The sequence below is a fragment of the Clostridium sp. JS66 genome (genome assembly GCF_033561535.1).
GTDB classification, from domain to species: domain Bacteria; phylum Bacillota; class Clostridia; order Clostridiales; family Clostridiaceae; genus Clostridium_AM; species Clostridium_AM carboxidivorans.
On the sequence record NZ_CP131467.1, the window covers coordinates 3,008,627 to 3,027,767 of the forward strand.

Annotated in this window: 19 protein-coding genes; 16 read left to right on the forward strand and 3 right to left on the reverse strand. The window is 28.2% G+C overall.

The genetic code is table 11. From position 1 onward, the window contains the following. The first annotated feature begins 100 nt into the window (after positions 1-100). From Q6H37_RS14085 to Q6H37_RS14110, 6 genes are all read left to right on the forward strand, one after another. Positions 101-964 carry a methionyl aminopeptidase gene (locus tag Q6H37_RS14085; RefSeq protein ID WP_318742630.1) on the forward strand — a complete coding sequence of 288 codons (864 nt, stop codon included), beginning with the start codon at positions 101-103 and terminating at the stop codon, positions 962-964. A 161-nt stretch (positions 965-1,125) separates the two neighbouring features. Continuing rightward, a complete protein-coding gene (locus tag Q6H37_RS14090) occupies positions 1,126-2,109 on the forward strand; it encodes a hypothetical protein (RefSeq protein WP_318742631.1) in 984 nt (327 codons plus the stop codon). Continuing rightward, entirely contained in the window at positions 2,096-2,770 is a 675-nt protein-coding gene (locus Q6H37_RS14095) for a hypothetical protein (RefSeq protein ID WP_318742633.1), read from the forward strand. Before Q6H37_RS14090 ends, Q6H37_RS14095 begins: the two co-directional genes overlap by 14 nt. Beyond that, a complete protein-coding gene (locus tag Q6H37_RS14100) occupies positions 2,751-3,749 on the forward strand; it encodes a DUF4350 domain-containing protein (RefSeq protein WP_318742635.1) in 999 nt (332 codons plus the stop codon). The genes Q6H37_RS14095 and Q6H37_RS14100 overlap by 20 nt, the downstream gene beginning before the upstream one ends. Further along, on the forward strand, positions 3,722-4,687 hold the full coding sequence (locus Q6H37_RS14105; protein ID WP_318742637.1) for a MoxR family ATPase: 966 nt from the start codon (positions 3,722-3,724) through the stop codon (positions 4,685-4,687). Before Q6H37_RS14100 ends, Q6H37_RS14105 begins: the two co-directional genes overlap by 28 nt. An 18-nt stretch (positions 4,688-4,705) precedes the next feature. Next, on the forward strand, positions 4,706-6,019 hold the full coding sequence (locus tag Q6H37_RS14110; RefSeq protein WP_318742639.1) for a DUF58 domain-containing protein: 1,314 nt from the start codon (positions 4,706-4,708) through the stop codon (positions 6,017-6,019). A 97-nt stretch (positions 6,020-6,116) separates the two neighbouring features. On the opposite strand, the gene Q6H37_RS14115 is transcribed toward Q6H37_RS14110, so the two are convergent. Then, positions 6,117-7,082 carry a stage II sporulation protein M gene (locus tag Q6H37_RS14115; RefSeq protein ID WP_318742641.1) on the reverse strand — a complete coding sequence of 322 codons (966 nt, stop codon included), beginning with the start codon at positions 7,080-7,082 and terminating at the stop codon, positions 6,117-6,119. A 68-nt stretch (positions 7,083-7,150) separates the two neighbouring features. Here Q6H37_RS14115 and Q6H37_RS14120 point away from each other — a divergent pair, with 68 nt between their 5' ends. Further along, the gene (locus Q6H37_RS14120; protein WP_318742643.1) at positions 7,151-7,843 is read left to right on the forward strand and encodes an RDD family protein; all 693 of its coding nucleotides are present in this window, start codon (positions 7,151-7,153) and stop codon (positions 7,841-7,843) included. Between the two features lie 154 nt (positions 7,844-7,997). Here Q6H37_RS14120 and Q6H37_RS14125 read toward each other — a convergent pair whose 3' ends face one another. Beyond that, a complete protein-coding gene (locus Q6H37_RS14125; protein WP_318742645.1) occupies positions 7,998-8,702 on the reverse strand; it encodes a DUF975 family protein in 705 nt (234 codons plus the stop codon). Positions 8,703-9,027: 325 nt separating this feature from the next. On the opposite strand from Q6H37_RS14125, the gene Q6H37_RS14130 reads away from it, so the two are divergent. After that, positions 9,028-9,510: an S-ribosylhomocysteine lyase gene (locus Q6H37_RS14130; RefSeq protein ID WP_318742647.1), complete on the forward strand. Its 483-nt coding sequence runs from the start codon at positions 9,028-9,030 to the stop codon at positions 9,508-9,510. A gap of 69 nt (positions 9,511-9,579) precedes the next feature. On the opposite strand, the gene Q6H37_RS14135 is transcribed toward Q6H37_RS14130, so the two are convergent. Then, on the reverse strand, positions 9,580-10,659 hold the full coding sequence (locus tag Q6H37_RS14135; protein ID WP_318742649.1) for an XdhC/CoxI family protein: 1,080 nt from the start codon (positions 10,657-10,659) through the stop codon (positions 9,580-9,582). 351 nt (positions 10,660-11,010) lie between these two features. On the opposite strand from Q6H37_RS14135, the gene Q6H37_RS14140 reads away from it, so the two are divergent. The 8 genes from Q6H37_RS14140 (at position 11,011) to Q6H37_RS14175 (ending at position 19,004) form a co-directional block, all read left to right on the forward strand. Continuing rightward, positions 11,011-12,195 carry a metallophosphoesterase gene (locus Q6H37_RS14140; RefSeq protein ID WP_318742651.1) on the forward strand — a complete coding sequence of 395 codons (1,185 nt, stop codon included), beginning with the start codon at positions 11,011-11,013 and terminating at the stop codon, positions 12,193-12,195. Between the two features lie 44 nt (positions 12,196-12,239). Next, positions 12,240-13,151, forward strand: a complete 912-nt coding sequence (locus Q6H37_RS14145) for an ABC transporter ATP-binding protein (protein WP_318742653.1) — start codon at positions 12,240-12,242, stop codon at positions 13,149-13,151. A gap of 18 nt (positions 13,152-13,169) precedes the next feature. Further along, a complete protein-coding gene (locus tag Q6H37_RS14150) occupies positions 13,170-14,174 on the forward strand; it encodes an ABC transporter permease (protein WP_318742655.1) in 1,005 nt (334 codons plus the stop codon). A gap of 44 nt (positions 14,175-14,218) precedes the next feature. Then, positions 14,219-15,046, forward strand: a complete 828-nt coding sequence (locus Q6H37_RS14155; protein WP_318742657.1) for an SGNH/GDSL hydrolase family protein — start codon at positions 14,219-14,221, stop codon at positions 15,044-15,046. A 36-nt stretch (positions 15,047-15,082) separates the two neighbouring features. Beyond that, complete coding sequence (locus Q6H37_RS14160) at positions 15,083-15,613, forward strand: hypothetical protein (protein ID WP_318742658.1); 531 nt, start codon at positions 15,083-15,085, stop codon at positions 15,611-15,613. Then, complete coding sequence (locus Q6H37_RS14165) at positions 15,606-16,772, forward strand: M20 family metallopeptidase (RefSeq protein ID WP_318742660.1); 1,167 nt, start codon at positions 15,606-15,608, stop codon at positions 16,770-16,772. Before Q6H37_RS14160 ends, Q6H37_RS14165 begins: the two co-directional genes overlap by 8 nt. Positions 16,773-16,977: 205 nt before the next feature. Continuing rightward, positions 16,978-18,219: an MFS transporter gene (locus Q6H37_RS14170; protein ID WP_318742661.1), complete on the forward strand. Its 1,242-nt coding sequence runs from the start codon at positions 16,978-16,980 to the stop codon at positions 18,217-18,219. A gap of 20 nt (positions 18,220-18,239) precedes the next feature. Further along, entirely contained in the window at positions 18,240-19,004 is a 765-nt protein-coding gene (locus tag Q6H37_RS14175) for a GGDEF domain-containing protein (RefSeq protein WP_318742663.1), read from the forward strand. The last annotated feature ends 137 nt before the right edge of the window (positions 19,005-19,141 follow it).

Here is a 19,141-nt window from a genome sequence, read left to right on the forward strand (position 1 = left end):
ATACTAAAGTTAAAAAGCATGTTTTGAAAATTATGTTTAAATTATTAGAAAAGACTGGTATTATATTAATAGGCTAAATATTTGATTGGAGATGTATTTGATGAAAAAACCGGGTAGAAATGATTTATGTTGGTGTGGAAGTGGTAAAAAATATAAGAAATGTCACATGGAGCAAGATGCTAGACTATTCGAATATGAAAAAGAAGGTTTCACAATTCCTTCTTTTGATTTAATAAAAACACCAGAACAAATCGAAGGAATAAGGAAAAGTGGTGTAGTTACTAATGAGATATTGGATATTGTGGCAGAGAGAATTAAAGAAGGAGTAACTACCAGTGAAATAGATGATTGGGTTAGTGAGCATACTGCAAAAAGAGGTGCCATTGCTGCTCCATTAAATTATTTTGGATTTCCCAAAAGCGTTTGTACTTCTATAAATGATGTTATATGCCATGGCATACCAGACAATACAGTTTTAAAAAGTGGAGATATAATTAATATAGACGTAAGTACTATATTGGATGGATATTATTCTGATGCCAGCAGAATGTTTATAATAGGTGAAGCCAGTGAAAATGCAGTTAAACTTGTAGAAGAGACAAAAAAAGCTATGTATATAGGTATTGATGCAGTAAAACCTTATGGCAGCCTTAATGCTGTAGGAACAGCTATAGAAAATTATTGTAACAAATTAGGATATTCTGTAGTAAGAGATTTAGGAGGACATGGTGTAGGATTGAAATTCCATGAAGAACCTCATGTAGACCATTTTGCTAAGGAGGGGAAAGGAGTACTATTGATTCCAGGTATGGTATTTACTGTGGAGCCTATGATAAATGAAGGAGATTATAAATGTATTACTCTTGATGATGATTGGACAGTACTTACTAAAGATGGTTCATTATCAGCCCAATGGGAGCATACTATAGTTGTTACAGAAAATGGAGTAGAAATATTGGTATAACAAAAAATATATTAATGTACAAAATCTCCAGTATAATTAAATGGGGATTTTATACATTATAGATTTTATATCAAGGTAAAATTTTCTTGACATATATATAGTTTACATATTAATCTATAAATACATAAATTGTGCAAATTATAAATTGAAGGAGATTGATTATGGGTATAATGAATCTTTCAGAAATAATGGATAAATCCATTGACGTTCTGAAAAAGTATATAAAAACTATATTTCTATTTACTTTAGGATATGGTGCAATCTGTGGAATCGGTAGTGTTGTTTTAATTGTTGTTGCAGCCATTTTGGGAACAGTAGCATATGAATTTTTATATAAAAGTTTTGTACTGCCTAGTATAATTTTAGGTTTATTAGGTAGTTTTCTTTTTGCTTTTTTATTAACTTATAATGTAGGGGTAATCAAAATTGCAAGTCAGGATTTTTTAGGTGACCAGGTTTATGCAGACGAGGCTATTGGTGCATCTTTTAAAAATATTTTCAAAGTTTTCAGCATTGTACTTATAGTTACAATTTTTTTTATTCCAGTTATAGTTGTTTTTGGCATAGGATTATATTTAATTTCTAAAGGTCTAAAGTATTCTATTGATTCTATAACAATTGCATATGGTATTAGTTCTATGAGATATGTAGGCTTAATAATTGCTTTACTAATAATTATTATTGCAGTTGGTATATTTTGGTTATATGCAACTTTTATTTCATTTTCCTTAAATGCTGTTGTTATAGAAAAAAAGTATGGTTTCTCAGCATTAAAATGTAGTTACAGGTTAATTAAAAATGAATTCTGGAAGATAATTGGATGTAGTATATTATTTACTGTAACAATTTTAGCAGTAAGGGTTTCTTTGACTGGTTTTATAGAAGCTTTTTTAAGTATAATATATTTAATTGCAAACTTTTTCAATATGCAAATAAATTATACTGATTTTATTATTAGTGCTTCTCGGTATATTGAAGTTCCTATGAATATATTGATGTGGCTAATTATATATCCATTAAGTACAATAATGATGTGCAATATGTATTTTAATCAAAGATATAAAAAAGAAGGTTATGATATGATTTTAAGATTAAAGAAAATACAAAAAAATCATGAAAGGAAAAAACAAGTTGATGGTATTTAGTGTAATAAATCCTTCTAGAGATGAATTTGATAGAGCTGTATATGATGTGCTTCAACGCTCTGAGTATAATCATCCAAAGGATAATATTACGAATTTTATTGATAAGATAAAGGAAATCATAGAAAAGAAAGTTTCAGAGATGCTGCAAGGTATATTTTTAAGCAAAGGGTCTGTACATTCAATATCCAATAACATTTCTACATTGTTTATAATTGTAGGATTATTACTTATTTTTACAATAATAGTTATTATAATTGTAAAAGCAAGTAAAGTTTTTAATAAAGATGCTAAAATTAGGGAAATCTTAGGTGAGAAAATTGATGAACGAACCACTCCAGATAGTTTAAGGCAAAAAGCAGATAACTTTGAAAAAGAAGGAGAATTTAGAGAAGCTATTAGATATGATTTTATTGCTCTTTTACTTTTAATGCATGAAAAAAACTTAATTTATCTTGATGAAACTAAAACCAATGAAGAAATCAATAATTATTTAAGAAAAAATGAATTTTCTATGATTTCAGTATTTGAATACTTAATGAATATTTTTAACTCGTCTTGGTATGGTCATAAAATATGTGAAGAAAATTTATATGATAGTTGGACTAAATACGTAAATAAGTTATGGAGTGGAGTGGTAACTTATGAAAATAAAAGTAAGTAAAGATTTAGTATTATTTCTCATATTTATTCCTCTTTTTCTTTGGTGCACATTGAGTATTTCAAATAGCCTAAATAATAAAGTACCATATTATTCTATAGATAATAAATCAAAGGCAGGATATAGCGTGTTTTTTGAAACTTTGAAAAAACTTAATATTCCTGTAGATAGAACCTTAAATTTTATTGAAGATTTTGATACTAATAGCATACAAATTGTAGCTCAAGGTGGAAATTTTAATATTAATGATGCAAATGTAGAGAAATGGGTAAGTAATGGCGGTGTGTTGGTGTATCTTAGTACTCAAAATAATTTGAGTACTAAATATAATAAAAGTAGCAAAGTAAATGGAAAAATGAAAATATATAAATATGATAAAGGGACAATTATTATGTTAAATGCATCTTATTTGACAAATGAAACACTTATAAATAATACAAGCCAAGCTTACGAATTGCTTAAGGAAATAAACAATTATAAATATGAAAAAATATGTTTTAATGAAGCATATTTTTATACATCAATAGATAAAAAATCTTTATGGGATTCTATACCTATGGAAATTAAATATTTAGTATATCAGTTTATTGTAGTTTTGGTTGCATTTTTTTATTATAAAGGTAAACGCTTTGGAAAAGTTGTGCCTTTATATGTGGAAGAGGAGAGAAGCGAAAATGAATATTTATATTCAGCAGCAGCTCTTTATAGGCAAGCGAAATGTTGGGATATAATGGCTGAAAATTATTATAAAAACTTTTTAAGAAAGATTAACTATTCTAATGATGAATGGTTGGAATACTGGAATAGAGAAAATCTCCCTTATATAGATAAGGCTAAAAAAGTTTATGAATTTATGAATATTAAGCAGTCGAGAGCAAAAGTAAAGGAATATATTGAAATAGTGAACATGTTGGAAAAGTTAACTAATGCTTTAGAAAAAAGGAGAGATTTATATTGGAAAACTCTGAAAAAAACTCAGTAAAAGATATTATGGAGAGAATAAGTCTAGAATTAAGAAAAGTTATTGTAGAACAAGACGAACTTATAGAACAATCATTAATAAGTTTAATTTCAGGAGGGCATGTTCTACTAGAAGGTGTACCAGGGCTTGCAAAAACCCTAATGGTTAAAACTCTGTCAAAAACTCTTGATTTAGACTTTAAAAGAATTCAGTTTACACCTGATTTAATGCCAGCAGATGTGACTGGTACAAAAATATTTAATATGGATACAAGAGAATTTGAATTGAAGAAAGGACCTATATTTACTAATTTTCTTCTTGCTGATGAAATTAATAGAACACCACCTAAAACTCAGGCAGGACTTTTAGAAGCAATGGCAGAAAATAGTGTTTCTATAGATGGAGAAATGATTAAACTTTCTTCTAACTATATGGTTTTTGCTACTCAAAATCCACTTGAATATGAAGGTACATATCCTTTACCAGAAGCATTAGTGGATAGATTTCTCATGAAAATTGTTATAGGTTATCCATCATTTAAAGCCGAAAAGGAAATTCTAAAACGTTGTAATCAAGGATTTTCAAGCACAAATTTAAATAAATGTAATATAGAAATAGTTTGTTCATTAGAAGATATAACTAGATGCAAGGAAGAGGTCAATAATGTTAAAATTGATGATGCTCTTATGGAATACATAGTAAATATAAATGCAGAAACTAGAAATAATCCAACTATTGAAATAGGGAGTTCTCCAAGGGGATCTATTTCGATGCTTCAATGTTCTAAGGCTTGTGCTGCTTATTTTGGAAGAGATTATGTAATTCCTGAAGACATAAAAAAGATGACGATACCAACATTAAGACATCGCATAGTTTTAAAACCAGAGTTAGAACTTGAAGGTGTGAAATCTGAACAAGTGTTAAATGATATACTTTCTAAGATAAAAGTACCTAGATAGCATAGAAAGGAGAAAAATTTGAGTATTACTAGACGATTTATATATTTATTGTCTTTAGGAATTATATTTCTTGGATTAGGTGGATTAATTAACAACTCTCTTACCATTTTTATATTATATAATTTAGTGTGTGCAGGGTTACTTGTGGCAGATTATTTTATGTCTGCCGAGGTAGAATCTATAGTTATAGAAAGATGTGATGAAGAACGATTATCTATATATGAAAAAGAATCTATATGCTTTCAGGTTTATAATAAGAATGATTATAAAATTTATATTGAGATTAAGGATGAGATACCAGATTTTCACTTTTACATTGAAAATAGAATTATAAGTGGGAAAATCGAACCTTATGAAAAAAAGACTTTTAAATATTTTATAATACCACAAAAAAGAGGAGCTTTTGAGTTTGGAAATGTTCATATAAAATGTGAAGGAAAACTAAAGCTATGTATGAAAATTTTTAAAATAAATTTATGTAAGGAATATAAGGTATATCCTAACTTAAAAAATCTTCGTAAATATAAATTGAATATATGTAATAATCGATTACTAAAACAAGGACAAAAAAACTTGAGAATCATTGGAAAAGGTACTTCTTTTGAAAGTTTAAGAGAATATATAACTGGAGATGAGTATAGAAAAATTAATTGGAAAGCTACAGCTAGGCTTAATAAGCCAATTGTAAATACATATGAACCAGAAAAAAATCAGCATGTACATATTCTTATAGATACAGGTAAACCTATGAGTTATACAGTAAGAGGACACAGAAAGCTTGATATGGTAATAAATGCGGCAATAGTGTTATCAGATGTAGTTAATGATGGAGGGGATCAGTCAGCTTTATTATTATTCAATACTAAGGTTAATAAAGTTGTAATGCCTGGTAAAGGAGTAGCCCATAGGAACAACATATTGGAAACTCTTTATCATATTAATTCTACTAATGAAATTTCGAACTATGATGATGCATTTTATTATTTAAAGAAAAAAGAACGTCATAGAAGTATTATATTTATTTTTACTGATTTTGATACTGTAGAAGAAGCTAAAAATATGATTAAGATGTTACCTATTATTTCAAGAAACAATATAGTAATTATGATGCTTATAAAGAATGAAAGTGTAGAAAAAATAGGTTCACAAAATGTTATAAATGAAGAGGATTTATTTAATAAAGGTGTTGCGTTAGAACTTTTAAATGAAAGATCTAAAATAATAAAGCTTTTAAATAGAAAAGGTATTTTTTGTATAGAATGTACTGGAGAAAGTTTTGAGTATGCAGTGGTAAATAAGTATATACAGGTTAAAAATCAAATGTATTTATAGTATTTTCAAATTTAAAAGTTGACTATTAGAACTAAAAACTATATAAAAATGATTTCCTTTAATTTAAGTTAAAGAAAATCATTTGTATTTTTCAATGTTATTGAAAAAATTTTCTCGTGTTTGTTTTTAAATAGGCAGTAGAGAAGTATAATATTAAAGTTATTGCAGTTATAGCAGCAAATAAAAGTTTAATTACTGCAGAAATTTTAAGGGGAGTAAAGAAACCTTCTATAATGCCAGCAATTATAAGCATAAGTATTACACCTAATATTAAAGAAGAAGCTTGTTTGGCTGCATTTACTAATGAAGATTTACGACTGTATTCTCCTGGAATTAATATGCTTTTAGCAATAATTAGCCCTGCTGCTCCTGAAATAAATATTGCAGTAAGTTCAATTATTCCATGTGGAAGTATAAGAGACCAATACTTTGTTGGATTACCATAAAGATAAGTCACAGCAGTAAGGCTTCCCAACATGGCACCATTGAAGAACAGTACATATATTGTTCCAAGTCCTAGCGTTATGCCGAAAACAAAAGCTTTTAATGATACTGCAATATTATTTGTCATAATAGAACTAGACATTAGAGGATAATTCCATTGACCTTCTCCAGATGTTCCTCTTTTTATATTTTCCACTAAGTTGGAAGGAAGAAATAAGCTGGAGTTATCTACGTTATATAATACCATTAGCAAACTTACTAAAAATCCAATGATAAAAAAACTGAAGGAGCAAATAGCAAACCAGCGGTATTCTTTTATAAGTTTTGGAAAGTCGCAACGTACATATTTTATAAAAGATCCTGATGATATTTTTTTTACTGCATAAACATGTGAATGGCATTTACTAATTAAGGAATTTAAGTATTCTACTACGTTACTTTGAGAATAATGTGTTCTAGCATAAGCTAGATGATGACTACTTTGTCTAAAAACATACAAAAATCTTTGTATTTCTTTTGATGTTAATGCCTTAAATCCTTTTTTACTAATTATTGTAGTAAGTTTTTCAAGTTCTTTCCAAGTGTTTAAATGAGTACTAATAAATTGATCTTCTTTCAATGACTTCACCTCATATTTATTTTACCAGATAAGTATTAAATTGTGTATACATGTATTGGAGTGATATTATGAAAAAAATTAAAATTACAACCCCTGAAAATATAGAAGTGGAATATACTTTAGCAGATGTAGCCTCTCGTGTGGGTGCAGCAGTTATTGATATTGCATTTCAATGTCTAGTTTATATAATTCTTATTATTGCTATATTACTTATAAAATATTTTTCTATTGAATTTTGGACTGACTGCTATGGTTGGATTATTGGAATATCAATAATTATAAGTATGCTAATAAATTATGGCTATTTTATTTATGCAGAGCTTAATATGAATGGACAGACCCTTGGAAAAAAAGTTCTTAAACTAAGAACTATTAGATGTAATGGACAACCTTTAACATTAAAACATTCTTCTATAAGAAATTTATTCAGAATATTTATAGATACCTTTGGTGTGGGGATTATACTTATGTTTTTTTCAAAAGAACATAAAAGATTAGGAGATTTTGCTGCATCTACTATTGTTATAACTGAAGAAAATAAAAGCCGTCCAATTACACTTAATAATGTAGGAAGGGTTAATGAAAATCTTAACTATTATATATCAAATGAAGAAAATCAATTACTTAGAGAGTATTTTGAACGTAAGAATAGTATGGACAATTACTCGGAATTGAGAGAAGAATTAAAATGTCATTTTACAAAAAGATTTGAAGAATTAGGGATTTTGGATGAATGGAAAGAATTTATAAACAATTTATAACAATTTCATTAAGTTTATTATGTGTTTTTAGTTAGAAATTTAATAAAAAAATGGGACTGTGCACTAAGTAATATATAATACATTGTTTGGTAAATTAAAAAACAATACAATATATTATAGTATTTACTTTTGATGCAGCAGTCCCATTTTATTGTTATTCTATATTTGAGTTTGTTTCAGATGCATTTTTTAAGTTTTCATAAAAATTAGCAATAGATGTATTGATATAAGGAATTAGCCATAAAAGACCTATTCCTAAGGTAAGACAAGAAAGTATAGCCCAACCAAAGAAACTAAAATAAAGACAAAACAATTTCCATTTGTAGCCAACCATCATTTCCTTACTTCTTGATAAGGCTTCATATGCACCTATTTCAGGATTATCGTTTAATATATAGAATGCCATAGAATATCTATAACCAGCAATAATTCCAGGTATTATGAAAAGTAATGACCATAATAATATGAATAAAAATTGCAATAATACTAATATGAATGTAGATATAAAATATTGAAATCCATCAAAAATATTTTCAAATCTAAAAGGTTGTTTTCTAACAAGCTTCATGAAGCATGAAGCAAGTCCAAAATTAATTGGTCCATATAATAATAATGTTATTAAAAAACAAATAAATGCCCTTATTAATATACCTCTTATAACGGCTAAAGGATCATAACTTAATAAAATATTAGATTCTGCATTAAAACTAGCAATTCTAGTAATAATATTAGGTAATGCAATTATAAGATTACATATAAAGCATAATAATATACTTTTACCCCAGTTACCTTTCAGTTGTTCTCTTGCTGCTTTTCTTAGTAAATGATTTTTTTTTACTAATGCGTTGTTAATTTCCATAAATTTCTGCCTCCTAATTTAGATTAAATATATCATTAATAACAATTCGACAAATAATTGAAAAATCCTTTAAAATATTGAAAAAAAATATTTTTTATACAAATATATAACGTTTTTCATAAAAATACGAAATTAATAAAATTTTATATTTTTATGAAAAATGTTGAAATTGGAATTATATTAATTTATTAGGTAGTTTCTGTTTTTTATACTTAGAATATAATTTTAGTAGGCAAAGATAGTGACACAAACGTTTCTATAGGGTTACTTGACGTATAAATATATAAATGTTAAGATTGGATTGGATTTATAGGAGGTAATGAAAATGGAAAAAATCGCAAGTTTTACAGTTAATCATGAAAAACTACTTCCAGGTGTTTATGTTTCAAGAAAAGATAAATTTGGAGAAGTAGTTCTTACTACTTTTGATATAAGAATGACAAGACCGAATTTTGAGCCGGTTATGAATACTGCTGAAATGCACACTATTGAGCATCTTGCTGCAACTTTTTTAAGAAATCATAGCGTATATGGTTTAAAAACTGTATATTTTGGACCTATGGGATGTAGAACAGGTTTTTATTTAATTTTAAGTGGAGATTATAAATCAAAAGATATTGTTGATTTATTAATAGAAATGTACAAATTCATTGCAAATTTTGAAGGTGATGTACCTGGTGCTGCAGCTAGAGATTGTGGAAATTATTTAGATATGAATCTTCCTATGGCAAAATATATAGGAAACAAATTTTTAAATGAAGTTTTATTAAATGTAAATGAGAAAAATTTAAATTATCCAGAAAATTAATTTACATTTTATATAAGATAAAGCCAGCACAAACCTTTGATAAGATTTTGTACTGGCTTTATCTTGATTTTAAAAAGGCTCAATAAATACATCCATTATTCCGCCACAAACCATACCTTCTTCTTCAGCAACATAGCCTGTCATGTCTATACTTTCAACCTTACAGCCGCCATTTCTTAATAGGTAACGAGCTGTATTGATTACTGAACCTTCACTGCAGCCACCACCAATACTTCCTAGAATTTTACCATGAGGATAAACTATCATTTTTGCCCCTTCTTTTCTTGGAACAGAACCCTTAGTAGAAATGATTGTAATAATTGCTTTAGGCTCTTTTTCTTCTTTACTTAGTGCAATTAGCACATCACGGTCAAATTCTGGCCAATTAGCCTTTGTAACTTTTTTGATACCATTTTTTGAAGCAACAAGTCTCCTATAGCTAATAACTTGAGCTATAATAGAAGTGGCTATTTCTTCAGGAGTAACTGCACCTATATCAAGACCAATAGGAGCATTGACATTATCAAGCTTTTCTTTAGAGTAACCTTCACTTAATAATTGATTCATGACACCATTAACTCGACGTTTAGAGCCAATCATTCCAGTATAGGCTGTGTCATATTTTAATACTTGTCTTAAACAATCCATATCATGTCTGTGACCTCTAGTTACAATTACTACAAAAGTCGATGGATTTAAGTTAATCAAGTCAAAGCATTTTTCAAAGCTTTCACAAATTACATTTTCAGCATCGGGAAATCTTTTACTGTTAGCAAAGGATGGTCTATCATCAATGACAGTAACTGAAAATCCAACTTTTGCTCCAAATTCTACTAAAGGTTTAGCAATATGTCCTCCACCTAAAATTATTAGTTTAGGCTCAGGAAAATAAGGTTCAATTAAATATATTTCTTTTCCAGAGGATTCAAATTGTAAATTGCCAGATTCTAGAGCATATTTCACCTTTTCATAAAATGTACTATCAAAATTGTAATTGTTATTACTGCTCTTCAAATCTTCTTCAGTTAAAAGAATTTTTTTAGAAAAAGTTGTACTTTCACTATTTTCATCATTAACTATTGTAACCATAACAGCTCTTTTTCCTGCATTTAACTGGTGTAATAAGGCTTCATAACTAATTGAATTCATAATAATGTACCTCCTAAAAAATTAATTGTAGCCAAGTGAAACTTGTATATTACCTTTATAAATAATATTACTAATTATTGATATGTAAATTATTACAAGCTTAAATTAAATGTCTTTTTATGATTTTAACATAAAGTGACACTAAGGTGTAGTAATTGTTACTAAATATTATGAAAAGAGTGAAAAGTTAATTGGAACTTTTATAGTTAGTACAATTAAATTTTTGATGTTGACTATGACATATCTAAAATGTACTATGTACATATGATACTAATGCATAATTAGATAAATTGCACAGCAATAAAGAAATCTATGATGAAAAGTCACAGTTTTCAAATGGAGGAGTATTAAATGCATATATTGATATCTATTGGAACTATACTCTTGCTTTTGTTTTTTGTGTTTTTATATGTGATGTCATGTTACTATATTGGAGTAAAAGGCAAAGGGGTATTTTCATATAAAAATAAAAAAATAAGAAGTAAATTATATTGGTTTATATTTTGGAGTTTATCACTTTCATACATCATAAGTGTTTTACTTAGAAGTTTTTTATCTGCAAATAATTTATTAACCTCAATATTTACAGCAATAGGAGCCATTTGTCTTGCTATTACATGCTATCTTCTTATATTGTTTCCTATAGTAGATATTGTCAAGTTTATATTAAATAAAATAGGATATAAGGGAAAAGTTAGAAATTATTTAAGCAGATTGTATGGAAATGGAGTATCAGTTTTCATAGTGGTATTTATGATAATAGGCTTTGGACTTTGGAATGCTGCTCATGTAGTAGTTACAAACTATAATTTAACTGTTAATAAAAAAGCTGGCAAAATCAATTCACTTAATGTAGTAATGGTTGCAGATGTGCATATGGGAATAGGTGTTAAAGAAAAAGGCATTGATAAAATGGTAACTTCAATCAATTCACTGAATCCCGACATAGTTTTCTTTTGTGGTGATATAATGGATGAAAGCAGTACTACAAAATTGAAAAGTTATGCATCAAATGCTTTCAAAAGTATAAAGTCAAAGTACGGAGTGTATGGTATCACCGGAAATCATGAATATATAGAAAAAGACTTGCCAGAAACTCTTTATTATTTAAAAAATGGCAATGTTAAGATGCTGCATGATAGTGCAGTAAAAATTGATAATAGTTTTTATGTGGTTGGAAGGGATGATCCAGCAGGAGTTAACAGAGAAAAAGAAAGTATTAAACCACTTGATAAAATACTAAAGGATGTTAATAGGGAACTTCCAATTATAGTACTAAATCATAGACCTACAAATTTGCAGGAAGATGAAAAAGAAAAAGTGGACATTCAACTTTCAGGGCATACTCACAAAGGACAATTTTTCCCCAATAATTTTATTACAAAAATGATATATGAAGATGATTATGGATATTTAAAAAAAGACAATTTTAATTTAATAGTTACTTCTGGTTATGGAACCTGGGGACCACCTATAAGAATAGGAACAAAAGCTGAAATAGTTAATATTAAAATTAAGTTTAAAGAGATAAAGTAAATACATTTTTCAGGATACGATATAAGGGAAGAAGGTTTGTTATCATGGAAAGGGAAATTTTATTACTAGATAAGGTTAGTAAGGTTATAAAGGGAAAAGAAATTATAAAAGATATAAGCTTTTCAATAAAGGAAGGAGAAGTCTTAGGCTTCCTTGGCCCTAATGGAGCAGGAAAATCCACTACCTTGAGAATGATTGTAGGACTTTCTAGACCAACCTCCGGAAATATTAAGATATGTGGATATTCCATTGTTAAAGATTATGTAAAAGCTATGGAAAAGGTTGGATGTATTATAGAAGGACCTGACTTGTATAACTATATGAGTGGAATGGATAATCTTGATATGCTAGCTGCAATGAGTAATAATGTAAAAAAAGATGATATTATTGATGCAGTGAAATTAGTAGGACTTGAAGATAGAATATATGATAAAGTAAGTACCTATTCTTTGGGAATGAAGCAGAGATTGGGACTTGCTCAAGCGTTAATTAATAAGCCTAAGCTTCTCATTTTAGATGAACCTACCAATGGATTGGATCCTGCAGGAATAACAGAATTTAGAAACATAATAAAAAGACTTGCTAAGGAAGAAAACATTTCTGTGCTTGTATCAAGTCACCTTATTTCAGAAATAGAGCTTATGTGTGATAAGGTAACTATAATTAAGAATGGAGACATTTTAAAAAATGCAAATGTAAGTGAGCTCTTAAATAATCAAGAAGTATTTTGGATGCTTAATGATAATGAAAAGGGAATAGAAATACTAAGTAATGTTTGGAAGATTGAAAGCAAAATAGTTAATGGAAAACTTCAAGCAGAAGTTGATTTATCCAAAGTAGAAGAGATAAATGAAAGCTTTTTTAAAGCAGGTTTAATGTTAAAATTTGTAGATAACAAACATAAAACTTTGGAGGATTTATTTTTAAGTATAACAGAAAATAATAAAATTGTTTAAGGAAATAAGGTGAGAAATTTGCTAAAGTTAATAGAAAATGAAGTTATTAAAATGCTTTCTAAAAGGAAACTTTTGCTTATAACAGCCATTTTATTGGTATTAGTATCACTTTTTGCTTATGGAGAAATGCATTCTTATCAAAATACCATACAAAGATATATAAAGAGCAGTGGTCAAACTCAAAACTACAACTGGAAATCGCTGGCCAATCAGCAAATAACAGATTTAAAAACTATGATAAACAGGCCAAACATAAGTGAAAATAGAAAAAATTCTATAAGTATACAAATTGAACAATTGCAGTATTATGTAGATCATAATATAAATCCTATTACTCCAAGTGCAGGAAAATTTACTGTGGAATTTATGCAGCAAGCGGTTTATTTGTTTTTTCCACTTTTAATAATAATTTTATCTGGTGATATTGTTTCGGGTGAATTTTCAGCAAAAACTATAAAGGTACTTTTAACGAGAGCAGTTCCTAGATGGAAAATATTATTGAGTAAATATGTAGCTGTTTTAATTTTATCTTGTATTGTTATTTTAGAAACAGCAGCTATGTGTATTTTAATATCAACTTTTATGTTTCATAATTCTGCATGGTTAGAGCCTGTTATAACTGGTTTTAAGGCTGTGAATGGTAATATAGATACTTCTGGAGTAGTAAGACTATATCAATGGCAGTATGCAATATTAGTATATTCTTTAGGATGGTTTTCTGCTATGTGCATTGCAACTTTGTCCTTTATGATTTCAGTATTAGTAAAAAATACAGCAACCTCTATTGGTATAATTATGGCTTCTATAATTGGAGGACAGTTTCTTCAATTTTATTTATCAGATTGGCCTTTAGTTAAATATTTTTTTGCAGTTAATTTAAATTTGCCACAATATTTAACAGGATCTTATGAACCTGTAAATGGAATGAGTCTTGTTTTTTCTATATTAGTACTTTGTGCATGGGCTTTTATATCTTTAATCATCAGCTTTAAAGTATTTTCAAAGGAAGATGTACTGGTTTAGAATATAAAAATAATAATATGAAGCAGTAATCAGGGAGGAAAGCTATGTATAAAAAATTTAAATGGAGAGTCATACTAACCATATCAATGATAACAGCAGTTATATTAATTGTAGGTTTTGTATCAGCTATTTTTATTACAGGAACATCCAGTGCTAAAAATACTTTTAAAGCTGAAGATAATAAACAAGTTTCTAATGATAATAAAAAAGAGGATAAAATGAAGGAAGTGGATAATAAATCATATAATATCTTAGTTATGGGTGATTCTCTTGCAAAAGGCACTGGAGATGAGAAGGGTAAAGGGTTTGCAGGTGATTTTGCTGATCTTTGGAAAGCTAAAGAAACAAAGCCCGTAAAAGTTACTAACGTTTCAGTTATAGGGGATACTTCTTCGGGACTTGTTAATATTGTAAGTGAAGAACAAACATTGAAATATATAGAAGGTTCCAATATTGTACTTATTTCCATTGGAGGAAATGAAATTAAAAATTTTACAAACTTTGATTCAACTTCAACAGTTTCAAATAGTAATGCTCTTAAAATTACACAGGAAAAGTATTTGAATAATCTTAAAAATGTTTTTAAAGCTATAAGAAGTAAGAATTCTAAATGTATGATAATATTTGTTGGTTTGTATAATCCATTTGGTAAAAATTTGGCATCAGATAAAATAAACTTACTTGACAATTGGAATTATGAAACCAATAAAATTGTATCATCAGATTCTAAATCTATATTTATTCCAACTTATGACCTATTTAAGTACAATACGGATAATTATCTTGCTATTGATAAATTTCATCCTAATGGAAAAGGATATGATGCTATTTCTAAAAGGATATTTGAAGCATTAAATAATTATAAGGATTAATAAGTTAGGTAATAATTATTTAAGGAGGAAGAATATTTGAAAAAAGTCATATATATATTCAGTGCTATTGCTGTGTTTATTTTATTTAGTTATGGCAATAAAATAAATGTTGCAGATAATGAAAAAATAGCACAACAGTATATCAAGTCACAAGGATATAAGATAATTTCCTCTAGTGGTCAGTTAGAAAAATATACTTTAGAAAAGAGTAGATTTTCAGAAACAGTGGGAATTGTGCCGCTGAAGCAAATATGGGGATTGCAAAAAACTGAGCCTGATAGCTATTTAGGAAAAGAAATATATGTATATGGATTTATAGTTACCAATCATCCATTAGAGAAGAAACATATAAATTTTAAAAATGGCGTAAGTGTATATGTTATGGTATCAGAGGGTACAGTAATAGGGGGATATTCTCGTATTAATTCTAATATATTGACAAACTTTACATCTTTGGATGGAAAAACTTTAGAACAAGTAAAAGGAATAAATTTTGAACAGTGGAATGAAAAGTGGAAAAAAATTATGAAAACTGAAATGGAGATGGATTTATATATAAATGGATAATAATTATATAAATTTAATAGAAAAAATAACACCTGAAATAATTAAAATAAGAAGACAGCTGCATATGTATCCAGAATTAAGTTTACAAGAGTTTGAAACTTGTAAACTTATTTGTAGTTTTCTGCAGAAAATTGGTATACCTTATAAAATAGTGGCAGAGACAGGAGTTGTTGCAGAAATTATAAATGATGAAAACTATCCTACTTTTGCCATTCGTGCTGAAATGGATGCATTGCCAATACAAGAAGAAACATCTTGCGAATATGCATCAAAAAATGAAAATATTATGCATGCTTGTGGCCATGATGCTATAGTTGCAATTGCTCTTGGACTTTCCCATGTACTTTATCAAACTAAGGAAAATTTAAAATGTAATATAAAGTTTATATTTGAACCTGGGGAAGAAATAGGGAAGGGTGCAAAGGCAATGATTAAAGGTGGTGCACTATTAAAGCCAAAGGTTGATAGAATACTGATTTTTCATTTGGCCAATTCATTACCTCTAGGAATGGAAATTCGAAAAAATGTATCTACATGCGAAATAAGTTCTTTAAATATTAAAATTAGAGGAAAAGCAAGCCATTGGTGCGAAGTAAATAAAGGTATTGATGCTATTAAAGTAGCTGGAAAAGTTATTTGTGCTGTAAGTGAAATAAATGATATATATAATTCAAAAATGCCTTTTGTGGTTGGTATTGGAACTATACGAGGAGGAGTAAAGACCAATGTAATTGCAGAAAGCGTTGAAATGAAAGGAACTTTAAGAACTTTTGATGAAAGGGATAGAGTTAATATTTGTAAGCTTTTGAGTAGAATGCAGGAAAAGTTACAAAAAGAAAGTGGCAGTCTAATAGAAATTAAGACAATGCCTAAAATACCTAGTGTTTATAATGATGATGAGCTTGTAACTATAGGTAGAGAGGTTGGAAAAAGTATATTTGGTAAGCAGAATGTAACCACTTCAATTAAACCATATCTTGCAGGGGATAATGCGGGGTTTTATTTTAAAAAAGTAAAGGGTGCAAGAGTAGTTTTTTTTGCAGAAATAGAAGGTGAAAAAAATTACCCTCTGCATAATTCAAAATTTAATTTTGATGAGAATATTATTCCATTAGCAATACAGACTATCTATAAAATAATAACAACAAAATTTTCATAATTAACAAGTGAAGGTATTTTATTTGCAAAACTTTTAAATACAAACAGTTGATGATATAATAACTAATATATAAGTCGAAAATTAGCATAATAGGAAAGGAAGTGAGAACCTGATAATATTTAGCGAGTAGCAAGGAAATATTGAAATTTTAAGGTTAATATATATTACTATTTGTTATAATTTTGAGATCAGGTAATAATCAATAATGGAACGATGGAAAATAAATCTTTATACTGTTTGGTTTTCACAAATTTTGTCCATAATGAGTTTTAATTTTGGAATGCCTTTTTTACCATTCTATATACAACAGCTTGGAATTACATCACCTAATGATGTTAAATTATACTCAGGCATTTTAAATGCAGCACCTGCAGTTACTATGGCTATTATGTCTCCAATTTGGGGAATCATTTCGGACAAATATGGTAGAAAACTTATGCTTATAAGGGCCATGTTATTTGCTTCATTTATAATTGCAGGTATGGGTTTGATTGTTAATGTAAATCAGTTAATAATTTTAAGGCTTTTACAAGGCATATTTACTGGAACTGTTACGGCAGCTATAGTTTTAGTTGCAGCTAATACACCTAAAAACAGGCTTTCTTTTGCCCTTGGATTTTTATCATCTTCCACATTTATTGGACAATCTATTGGTCCAGTAATAGGTGGTATTGTTGCAGAATTCGTTGGATACCGTATAAGTTTTATAGTTGGTGGTATTCTTATGTTTTTGGACTTTTTACTGGTTTTATTTATTGTAAAGGAAGAAAAAGAAATTGCTGTGAAAGGTGAAGAAAAGAAGGAAAAAGAAAAAGTGCCAATGCTTTCTATTTTTACGGCAACAGCTGTATCAATGCTTATAGTGCTTCTCTTTATAAGAATAGGTCGTACTGTATTTAATCCTTATATTCCAATATATGTACAAGAAATTAAAAATACTACTAAGGGTATAGCTGGAATAACAGGACTTATAAATGGATTTTTAGCATTAACAACAGCTTTAGCTGGATTAACTTTAAGCAGATTAGGTGATAAATACAATAAAATGAAATTACTATTAGTATATTTAGTGCTAGGTGCTATATTTTCTATACCCCTTGCATATATAAATAACTTGTGGATATTTACAGGCATTTTTGGTATGGTATTCTTTATTACAGGAGGGGTTGAACCTGTAATAATGTCAATTACAACGGAAGATACTCCTGTTAACAGAAGAGGATTGCTATTTGGCGTTCAAGGAACTGTAGGAAGTATTGGTTTTGCTGTGGCTCCTTTACTTGGCGGGATAATTTCTATAAAATATTGTACTAAAGCTGTGCTCTTATTTATACCTGTATTTTTACTAATTTCAAGTTTGGCAGTTTTAATAATTATGTTTCGTAAGATGAAAAATAATTCTCATTCAAATATAAAATTAAAAAATACTTTTCAAAACAAGATATAAGCTAAGACTGGAGGTCACTTATGATTGAGCTTCAAAAAATTCTAGTTTATTTAGTTACTACAATGCTTCTTTTTTATATGGCAAGGTTATTAATTTTTACAAAGAAGAGATGGAAATTTAGAACATATACTTTCATTATATTAATTGGAGGATTAAGCTTAATTAATATTGCCACTTTTGTTGATATGATTAACTATTTTCAAGGTTCTCATTTGGCATATATGGTAATAAAAATAGGTTTTACTTTAGGTGCAATTATATATGTGTTAGGTGTAATATTGTGGAGTGATTATACAAAGAAAACTATTGAAAAATTTGAGGAACTTGCATTAACTGATCCTATGACGGGCATGCTAAATAGAAAGGGAATAGAAAATAGTTATAAAATGGTTTCAGAAGCTGGAAGTTGTTTTTATGTTATTCTTTGTGACTTAGATGGAACAAAAAGAGTTAATGATGATTTTGGACATATTTATGGAGATAAATATATTAATAGTGCAACTAAAATTATAACAGATGCTATAGGATTAAAAGGTAAAGCTGCAAGAATCGGAGGAGATGAATTTGTTATACTTTTAAGTTATGTAGATATTGAAGAATTACAACAAATTATTTCAAAGATAAAATCTTCTGTTTCTCAAATAGTACCAGAAAAAAATACGGGAATAAGCTGTGGATATTCACTATTTCCCAAGGATGGGGTTGCTTTTGAGGAATTAATAAAGGTTGCAGATAAGAGGATGTATGAAGATAAAAAAAGCACAAAACAATGTAGAGATAATTAGTCAAATTAAAATATACAGTTATCCTATATCTTATTTTATTTAGTAATTTAGGATGTAGGTTAACTTTTTATTAGAAGCCGTCATAATCTATGGATAGATTGGATTTTAAGTAATTTTGTTTGAGAATTTTATTAAGA

Excerpts from the sequence above, each read along its gene's own strand:
- Q6H37_RS14085 (WP_318742630.1), top strand. The coding sequence starts at position 101 with ATGAAAAAACCGGGTAGAAATGATTTATGTTGGTGTGGAAGTGGTAAA.
- Q6H37_RS14090 (WP_318742631.1), top strand. The coding sequence starts at position 1,126 with ATGGGTATAATGAATCTTTCAGAAATAATGGATAAATCCATTGACGTT.
- Q6H37_RS14100 (WP_318742635.1), top strand. The coding sequence starts at position 2,751 with ATGAAAATAAAAGTAAGTAAAGATTTAGTATTATTTCTCATATTTATT.
- Q6H37_RS14120 (WP_318742643.1), top strand. The coding sequence starts at position 7,151 with ATGAAAAAAATTAAAATTACAACCCCTGAAAATATAGAAGTGGAATAT.
- Q6H37_RS14125 (WP_318742645.1), bottom strand. The coding sequence starts at position 8,702 with ATGGAAATTAACAACGCATTAGTAAAAAAAAATCATTTACTAAGAAAA.
- Q6H37_RS14130 (WP_318742647.1), top strand. The coding sequence starts at position 9,028 with ATGGAAAAAATCGCAAGTTTTACAGTTAATCATGAAAAACTACTTCCA.
- Q6H37_RS14135 (WP_318742649.1), bottom strand. The coding sequence starts at position 10,659 with ATGAATTCAATTAGTTATGAAGCCTTATTACACCAGTTAAATGCAGGA.
- Q6H37_RS14140 (WP_318742651.1), top strand. The coding sequence starts at position 11,011 with ATGCATATATTGATATCTATTGGAACTATACTCTTGCTTTTGTTTTTT.
- Q6H37_RS14145 (WP_318742653.1), top strand. The coding sequence starts at position 12,240 with ATGGAAAGGGAAATTTTATTACTAGATAAGGTTAGTAAGGTTATAAAG.
- Q6H37_RS14155 (WP_318742657.1), top strand. The coding sequence starts at position 14,219 with ATGTATAAAAAATTTAAATGGAGAGTCATACTAACCATATCAATGATA.
- Q6H37_RS14165 (WP_318742660.1), top strand. The coding sequence starts at position 15,606 with ATGGATAATAATTATATAAATTTAATAGAAAAAATAACACCTGAAATA.
- Q6H37_RS14170 (WP_318742661.1), top strand. The coding sequence starts at position 16,978 with ATGGAACGATGGAAAATAAATCTTTATACTGTTTGGTTTTCACAAATT.
- Q6H37_RS14175 (WP_318742663.1), top strand. The coding sequence starts at position 18,240 with ATGATTGAGCTTCAAAAAATTCTAGTTTATTTAGTTACTACAATGCTT.